General features: G+C 52.8%; 6 protein-coding genes. 1 reads left to right on the top strand and 5 read right to left on the bottom strand.

What is annotated here, in order from left to right:
* The first annotated feature begins 855 nt into the window (after positions 1-855).
* The gene (locus GEI7105_RS0112345; protein WP_017660767.1) at positions 856-2628 is read left to right on the top strand and encodes a M10 family metallopeptidase C-terminal domain-containing protein; all 1773 of its coding nucleotides are present in this window, start codon (positions 856-858) and stop codon (positions 2626-2628) included.
* A gap of 4 nt (positions 2629-2632) precedes the next feature.
* Here the strand turns inward: GEI7105_RS0112345 and GEI7105_RS30225 are convergent, their stop codons facing one another.
* The 5 genes from GEI7105_RS30225 to fmt form a co-directional block, all read right to left on the bottom strand.
* Positions 2633-4435 (bottom strand): sensor histidine kinase, encoded by a 1803-nt coding sequence (locus tag GEI7105_RS30225; protein ID WP_017660766.1) that lies wholly within the window; start codon positions 4433-4435, stop codon positions 2633-2635.
* Complete coding sequence (locus GEI7105_RS0112335; protein ID WP_017660765.1) at positions 4423-5490, bottom strand: ABC transporter substrate-binding protein; 1068 nt, start codon at positions 5488-5490, stop codon at positions 4423-4425. Before GEI7105_RS0112335 ends, GEI7105_RS30225 begins: the two co-directional genes overlap by 13 nt.
* Positions 5487-6182, bottom strand: a complete 696-nt coding sequence (gene fabG / locus GEI7105_RS0112330; RefSeq protein ID WP_017660764.1) for a 3-oxoacyl-ACP reductase FabG — start codon at positions 6180-6182, stop codon at positions 5487-5489. Before fabG ends, GEI7105_RS0112335 begins: the two co-directional genes overlap by 4 nt.
* 279 nt (positions 6183-6461) lie before the next feature.
* Positions 6462-7184, bottom strand: coding sequence for an SIMPL domain-containing protein (locus GEI7105_RS0112325; RefSeq protein ID WP_017660763.1), 723 nt, complete (start codon positions 7182-7184; stop codon positions 6462-6464).
* Between the two features lie 117 nt (positions 7185-7301).
* Positions 7302-8303 carry a methionyl-tRNA formyltransferase gene (gene fmt, locus GEI7105_RS0112320; RefSeq protein WP_017660762.1) on the bottom strand — a complete coding sequence of 334 codons (1002 nt, stop codon included), beginning with the start codon at positions 8301-8303 and terminating at the stop codon, positions 7302-7304.
* Between the last annotated feature and the right edge of the window lie 128 nt (positions 8304-8431).

The following is an 8431-nucleotide window of genomic DNA, read 5'->3' as shown; positions in this document are numbered from 1 at the left end:
GAGCTAAAATCGTATTTTGAACGCAAAATCTAAAGCTTTCGAGCCTAAATTTCCTCAATTCAACAAAAACTTGTTGTTTCTTGTTTAAATATTTCAACAAAAAAATACGTTGAAATTCACAATTTTAGAGATTTTAGGGGAATTTAAATCAATTTAAATTGAATTCAATTTCGAGAACGTTTGTTCAAAAAAAAGAAGCTTCTAACTATACGATCGTTTTCTATATCCAGATAACGTGACATTAACAGCTAGCTCGATTTATCCAAGCTTATTGAGCTCGGACTCAACGCTGAGCGGAGCCGAAGCGTTGAGAAACAGCCTATATTATCGAAAAATAGAAACGAGGTTTCAATGGTTGAAACCATTGATTTTAGTTCAAAAATCAATTTTTAGAGGTTCCTTAACGTAAACATAGAGGTTTCAACAATAGAAAATAGAAATTCGATGTTTTTGTAGTCCGAGCTACATTGTTCTGGTAATTCTCCAAAACTTCAAAAATTAAAATATATGCTCAGATTTTCATGCAACGAAACAATATTTTTTGTTGTATTTAAATTCAGTATAAAAATGTGAAGCTTAACTCAGAAGCGGAAGCGTTATTATATCGATTTTCTGTATCCATTTTCACGCTTGCTGTAAATTTTGAAGATTCCATAAAGCAATTTTCGATTTGTTTCAGATGAGTTCCCAAGCGACACGATCCTCCTTAATTGCCAAATATCGACAATTCTCTGTATTTTTTCGGACTAAATCTTGCAAAGATTACGTAAATTCACGCAGATTGTCATAGACACGACTCAAGAGGGGCGACATAGTGTCGATAAAACTATTGCGTTCTTGGAAGCCCCCATAAAAATGCCAAACATTGACTTACAACTTCTCAACAACCCCACACCAACTATTCGCGACGGATTTGGCACAGAAGTCGCTCAATACGGTCAATTTTCCGCAATTGCCACGAAATTCGACGACCCCATTAACCCCGCAGACGCCACTCAAGAAATCCGAAATGCCGGTTCGGCGTTCGTTTACGACGGGTTCGGAAATTTATTACCCGAGGCGGGTTCGTATATCGATCCCTCCGCGAGCCAACAAGGAGAATTCGGAACCTCGATCGCCCTGTGGCAAACCCATATGGTAGTCGGAGCGCGCCGAGCGGACGGTCCGACCAACGCTAACGTCGGTGCCGCATATTTATTCGATATCGGAACGGGTCAGCTACAACAAACCTTTCTCAACCCGCCCGACGATACGGGATTAAATGCCGGTTTAGTCCAACGCGATCGCTTTGGCGAGGCCGTCGATATCAATGGAAACCGCGTCGCGATCGGCGCTCCCGGTCACGATCGCGAAGTTCCCGATCCCAACCCCAACGACGACTGGGATACCGGCGTCGTCCATATTTTCGATAAAACCAGCGGACAGCGACTCCTAAAACTCGAAAGTCCGAATCCGAGCGATAACTTCAGTATCTTTGGCTTCGACGTCAAACTCTCGGGCCAATACGTCCTCGTCGGCGAACGATACGGAGAAAGCGACCCTACCGACGTTAGCGACAAAGACACCGGACGAGCTTACCTGTTTAACAGCCAAACCGGTAATTTCCTGCACGAATTCCAAAGTCCCAACCCAGAACGAAACGGTTCCTTTGGATTTGCCGTTGACATATCCAACAGCTTAGCGGTCGTCAGCGCCCCCGAAGAAAACGACAATAGCGGTCGCGTCTACGTGTTCGATACGAACTCGGGCAACCTACTGACCACCATCGACAACCCAACCTCAGCCGCCAACGATTTCTTCGGAAACTCAATCAGTCTCTCGGGCAACCAGCTTCTCGTCGGAGCCGATCGCGACGATACCGTCGGCACGAACGCCGGTGCGGTCTACAAATATCAGCTCTCGGGCAGTAGTGCCACCCTCGTCGAGAGCTTCTTTCCCACCCCGATTAACAACCTCCCCCTCGACGAGATACGGTTTGGTTTTTCCGTCTCCCAATTTACCGAAGGCGGAACCGACTTCTCCCTCGTCGGAACTCGGGGCGACTTCCAAGTTCCCGACTTGAGCGTCGCCTATCGTTACGGTGCGCCCGATAGCGTCGAACGGTTAATCTCTGGCGATAATAGCGATAACGACGTCGATACCTCCGAAGACAGCGGCAACAACCAAATCGATACCGGAGACGGCAACGATCGCATCATCGCAGGAGACGGCGACGACTTCCTACGAGCCGGTCGCGGCAACGATTACATCGAAGGAGGCGGTGGAGAAGATACTATCGTAGGCAGTCGCGGCGGCGACATCATGGCCGGCGGAGAGGGCGACGACATCTTCGTCTATACGAACCACGAAGATTCAAAGCCTCACAACTACGACATTATCACCGACTTTGAAACGACAGACGTATTAAACCTCTTCAAAGCCGACCGACATCTCCAATACTTCGGAGAAGCGAGCCAGTTTACCGTCGGCGACGGTATCGGCGAAATCCGTAGCGAGCGAGTTGGCTTCGATACTTGGGTGTATATCGATCGCTGGGATAACGGCGTATCGGACATGGCGATTAAGCTGCACAACTTCACCGACACTCTCACCGCCGCCAACTTCGATATGACGAACAACTTGTTCTAATCGGTTAACCGTCCGAGTTTCGACTGGCTTGTGGGAAAATCTCCCTCGAAACCGCTGAGTGTCGGGGGAGATTTTGCGGCGTGGTATGTTCGACCATTTGTGCGACCGGAATCGTGGCCACGAACTCAGTTCCCCCACCGGGAACCGACTGACACGAAAGAGTACCCCGATGGCGTTCGACGATAATTTGATAGCTAATCGAGAGACCCAAACCCGTTCCTCGGCCGACGGGTTTCGTGGTGAAGAAGGGATCGAAGAGTTTCGATCGCACCTCTTCCGTAATGCCCGATCCGTTATCGCGAATGGAGAGACGCACGTAACGAGTATCGCTGTCGGGAACCGAAACCAGGGTGGTACGAATCCAAATCGTCGGATTGTCCGAACGAGTATCTAGAGCGTCGACGGCGTTGTTGAGAAGGTTCAGCACCACCTGATTGAGCTGGCCGGGATAGCATTCAACCGGAGGGAGATCGTCGTACTCCCGAACGACCTGAATTTCAGGCCGTCGCTCTTGAGGCTTGAGACGACAGCTCACCGTCAAGAGCGTACTGTCGATGCCTTGATTGAAATCGGCCTCTTTCATTTCCGATTCGTCGAGGCGAGAGAAATTACGCAGCGACAAGACGATATCGCGAATGCGTTGAGCGCCAGCTTGCATCGAGGCGATCGCCTGGGGAAGATCTTGTTCGAGATAGACGAAATCGATCTCGTGGAGGTGGTGTCGGATCTCGGGAGGCGGATCGGGACAATGCCGTTGATAGAGGTGAATCGTTTCGATGAGGTCTCGCGCGTATTCTTCGAGATGGGCTAGATTGCCGTACACGAAGCCGATCGGATTGTTAATTTCGTGAGCGACTCCTGCCACCATTTGCCCCAAACTGGACATTTTTTCCGTATGAATGAGTTGGGCTTGGGTTTTTTTGAGATTTTCGAGAGTCTGTTGGAGTTCGCGCGATCGCGTTTTTTCCCGAGATTCGCTGTCTCTGAGAGCCGTTTCAGTTTGAGTGCGTCGGAGGATTTCCTGTTGCAGTGCCTGAAACGCCCCCTCGAGAACCGTAGCAAGAACTCCAATTTCGTTGTGGGGCAGGGGTTTGGGACAATGGAACTGTCCGGTTGACTGACTGCGAGCCACGGCAGCGTCGAGCTGTTGCAGCGGGACGAGAACGGTTTTCTGAAGTAACAGACTCATCAACCCGAGAATAGCGAGAATGCCCCCCATCAACGTCGCGCTCGATTGCAAAAACGTACTGCGAGCGTCTTCGTGGAGAGTGTGCAAGTCGAGAATCGCGATCGACAGTCCCCGTCGTCCCGAGGTTCCAAACAACACGCTGCTAAACGGTTGAACGTTGACTAACACAGCACGACCGTCGAGGGTAGTTTTCTCTGAGAAATGGCTGTGAGCGACCGAGGCGCGATCGAGTAGGTCTGCCAACTCGGGTCGCAACTCGGCAAAAGGGCGCTGTCGCGGCGATGTAGCACTATAGGCCAGCAAAACGCCGTCGGGATCGACGATTGCGATTTCGACGACGTTGGGCAGCGTGGCGTAATTTTGCACCACCCGCTGGAGGACGCTGACATATTGCAATTCGATGAATCCTTCCGACACGAACTCGATGCTGCGGGCTAGAGAGGTGGCCTGTTGTTCGATTTTGTGTTCGAGATCGGTTTCGAGGAGTTTGTAATTAACGCCGAGGGTCGTCGCTCCGATCGCGATTAGAGAAATCCCGAGGCCGCCGAGAAGCTGTCGGGTTAAAGAACGTTTCGATTTTCGGGGAGGGGAATTCGAGCGATCGCTTACGGTTGCCATTCTTCAATTGCAGACATCACGGGTGCAGCATCGACTTGTAGGTCTTCTCGCAGCAGTCGTCCGTGGCGCGGGTCAGCTTCAAACAAACGGGTCAGTTGGGCGATCGCGTCTTTCAAGCGACCCCCTTCAAACATTTCGCGATTGAGGGCGATGTTTCCCTTCTCCAAACCGGCGTAGTCCTCCGCAAAGGCGGCGGGATCTTGTCCGAGGCGTTCGGCCACGATCTCGAACACCTCCTCGGGTTGCGTTTCGATCGCGTGCATGACATCGAACCACGCCAGAACGAGTTGTTTGAGAGCAGTACGCCTCGATCGCGCCATTTCGCCACGCGTGGCCAAGCCGTCGATGACGACGCTGTCCGTATCTCGGGTCGTGTAAATCACCTGTCCGCCAATTTCATCGGCCGTTTGGCTTAACAGCGGTTCCCACAACACCGCCGCATCGAGCCGATCGTCTCTGAGTTGAGTGACAGCGATTTCGTTCGAGACATCTGCCAGTTCCACTGCCTGGGCAGGAACGCCGTGCAGTTGCAACGCTTCGAGCAAAATCAGATGGTTGACCGTTCCCAACTTCGCCCCCACACGACGCCCGCCGAGATCTTCGACCGATGAAATCTCTTTGTGGGCGACAATACCATCAGACCCGTTCGAGACGTTCGTGACCATGATGTAAGTCGGACTGTCTTCAGCGGGGTCGGCTTGTAACACGTCCCAGAGGTTGACGAAGGCTGCATCGAGAGCGCCGCGCATCATCGCTCGGGTCGTATCCTGCGCGTTATCGAAGCGTACCAGTTCGACCTCGAGGCCGCGACGCTCGAAAATATCGGTTGCTTCAGCATAGGCGATGACATCGAAGCCCGGCCAACTGTTCAAACCGATTTTAAGAGAAGCTGGGCGCGGTTGACAGGCCGCCAACAGCAGCACCAATCCCAGCGTCGCCCAAAACAAGAGGATAACGCCTGCGCCTCGAGGGTTACGAGACTTCAGGACGTGGGACAGACGGGTTCTCTGAGATACGAACACGATGTTGAGTGGTAACGGTTGCAGTGAAATCAAACGTCTCCGTACACCGGAACGGCCGCACCGCGCAGATCTTTCGCCGCTTCTGAGGCGAGGAAACAGATGGCCTCTGCCAAGGACTCCGGTTCGACCCATTTCTGAGCTTCTTCGGTTCCCATTGCCTCCCGGTTGGCGGGGGTATCGATGACACTGGGGAGGACGCAGTTTGCCGTGACGTTCGTTCCCCGAGTTTCGGCGGCGATCGATTTTGTCAGGGCGACGACTGCCGCTTTCGAGGCACAGTAGGCCGCCAGTTTTGCCCCCGGTTCGACCGCACCTCGCGACCCTACGGTTACGATTCGTCCGTATCCTTGTTTTAGCATTTTTGCCAAACTATATTTGCAGGTTAAGAACGTTGTATTGAGATTGAGGTCGAAATCTTTTTTCCAATTCTCGTAACTGTATTCGGCCGTGGCACCCATCGCAAATCCTCCGACGAGGTGAATTAGCCCGTCGATACGTCCCATATCTTCGATGAGTTGTTTGACGGCACTTTCGTCGAGAAGATCGATCTTGACGAACTGAATTTTAGAAAAGTCCTCGGCCGCCATTTTCTGTTTGAGGCGATCGACCTCTTCACTGTAGCGATAGGTTACGGTGAGATCGGCTCCTCGTGCGGCTGCCAGCGGCGTTACCCCCATTCCCAAACCGCCAGTTCCGCCGGTGAGTAAGACTTTTTTACCGTTCACGGGCAAGTTCTCCTATTTTTTCTACTCTCCTTTTAATTTAAAAACCTTGCCCGCTCAGTTCAATCTGTCGATGGATAGGGCTTGATGAGGAGATAAGGGGATGGTGATGAGGGGATAATGAGGTTATGAAATGATGAGATTTCATATCACCCAATCCTGCGATCGCCTCATGATCCGATCCCGCTCTTCTCAAACCAGCAGGACAAGAAGGATACTGTTCGGGTGTTCGGGTGTTCCCCATTCCCCGTTCCCTATTCCCCGTTCCCTATTCCCTAGTGTTCAATATCCAATTTCCAGGGTAACGGAGGCTTGAACCTGCTGTTCTCCGCCTTCGATGGGGGTGGAGGCGGCTTCGGCTCTGACCATATCGAACCGAGCCAGAGGCATGGGTGTGGGGACGTTGGCGTTAACGGAGATGTTGACGATTTCCCGTCGGGAAAGGTTCAAGGTTCCTAACACCACATCGGCTTGACGTTGGGCGTCGAGGGTGGCTTGACGCAGAGCTTGCTCGCGAGCAGCTTCGAGGGCGTCGTCCGTGGCGACGAAACTGATACTGTCGATGCGGGTCGCTCCAGAGGCGACGGCGTCGTCGAGGAGTTGTCCGGCTTCTTCGGTGGCGATGCGGAAACTCACGGTGTTACTGGCGGAATAGCCGGTAATGGTGGTTTCGTTGTTGCGCGTCGAGTAGATGGGGTTGAGGCGAACGCCGGTGGTTTGTAGTTTTTCGACGTTGCGCGATCGCAGCAGTTGCACGAGAGAACTCGATCGCTCGGCAACGGCTTGTTGGACTTCTTCGGCGGTTTGGCCGCGCACTTCGACGCCGAGGTTCACTTGCGCCAGACTCGTGGGAACGGAGACGATGCCCTGCCCGGTGACGGTGAGGACGTTCGTGCGTTGTTCTTGGGCGGTCACAGCAGTACACCCCACGATCGAAACAGCTCCTGTGGTCAGCATCAACGCAGCCAGGGGACTGACGAGCCAACGGGAAACAGTACGGTTCATAGACTTGACTATTTGAAATAAATATGGTAGGGACGCGCAATTTTTTCGCGCTATCTTTAATCGTGGGGGAAATTGCCGCTAACCGACGCCCGACTTATGACAGATGTAAGAGCGACCTCATCCGTTTTCGAGGCGATCGCCGACGTCGAGACGGGTTCCGTTGGCGAAATCCCAACCCGACTGAGCTTTTTTGCCCGCAAGCTGCACTTCGCGCAACAGGAGCTTGCCGTTTCCAGTTTCGACAACCGGCCCGAGGTTTTTTACGATGCAGACGATTTCGCCCGGTTCGCCGGACTTTTGCGACATTTCGCCCCACTGCTGTTGTAACGACGCGATCTCGGGGGGAAGCTGTTCCCAATACTCATCACCGAGAGGAGCGGAGGCTTTAATTTTGAGGGGAGTTTCGCCGAAGCGAGCGACGCAGTTGGGATAAAAACCGCGAATTCGATCGTGAAGGGCGATCGCGCTGTGCGTCCAATCGAGTTTGTAGTCGTCTTTTTGGATGAGAGGGGCGTAAGTGGCAGCTTCGTCGTCTTGGGGAACCGGCTGTATTTCGTCGCGATCGAGTTTCAGCAGCGTTTCGACGAGCAAATCGCCGCATTGTTCGGCCAGTTCGGCCGCTAACTCCCAAGCGTTCTCGAGCAGTCCGATATCAACGTGGGATTTCAGCAACATCGCCCCGGTATCCATCCCTTCGTCCATAAACATGGTGGTCATTCCAGTGTGGGATTTCCCCTCACACAAACACCACTGAATCGGAGCCGCCCCGCGATATTCGGGAAGGAGCGAACCGTGACCGTTAATGCAGCCCAAGCGAGGCATTTGCAAGATTTCCGACGAAAGAATCTGACCGTAGGCGACGACAACAAACGCATCGGCTTCAGCCGCTTTCAGCTTTTCGAGAGTTTCGGCGTCTTTCTTGACCCGTCGCGGTTGCCACACGGGAACGCCGCGTTCGACAGCGACGGCCTTCACCGGAGACGGACTCAAAGTTTTACCGCGCGATCGCCGTTTGTCCGGTTGCGTCACCACGGCCGCCATCTCGAATTCCGGGCGATCGATCAAAGTTTTCAAACTGGGAACGGCAAATTGAGGCGTACCGAAGAAAATTAGCTTCATGAACAGTTGACGGTTGATAGTTGATAGTTGACTCCCTTTCTCCCCCTCTTCCTTTCTCCCCCTCTCCCCCTCTCCCCCTCTCCCCCTCTTCCTTTCTCCCCCTCTCCCTTTCTCCCCCCTCTCCCTTT

It is taken from the genome of Baaleninema simplex PCC 7105 (assembly GCF_000332355.1).
In the GTDB taxonomy this organism is placed as follows: Bacteria; Cyanobacteriota; Cyanobacteriia; order Cyanobacteriales; family Geitlerinemataceae; genus Baaleninema; species Baaleninema simplex.
Note: the sequence above shows the minus strand (reverse complement) of the source record. Positions and strands in the feature narration are given on the sequence as shown.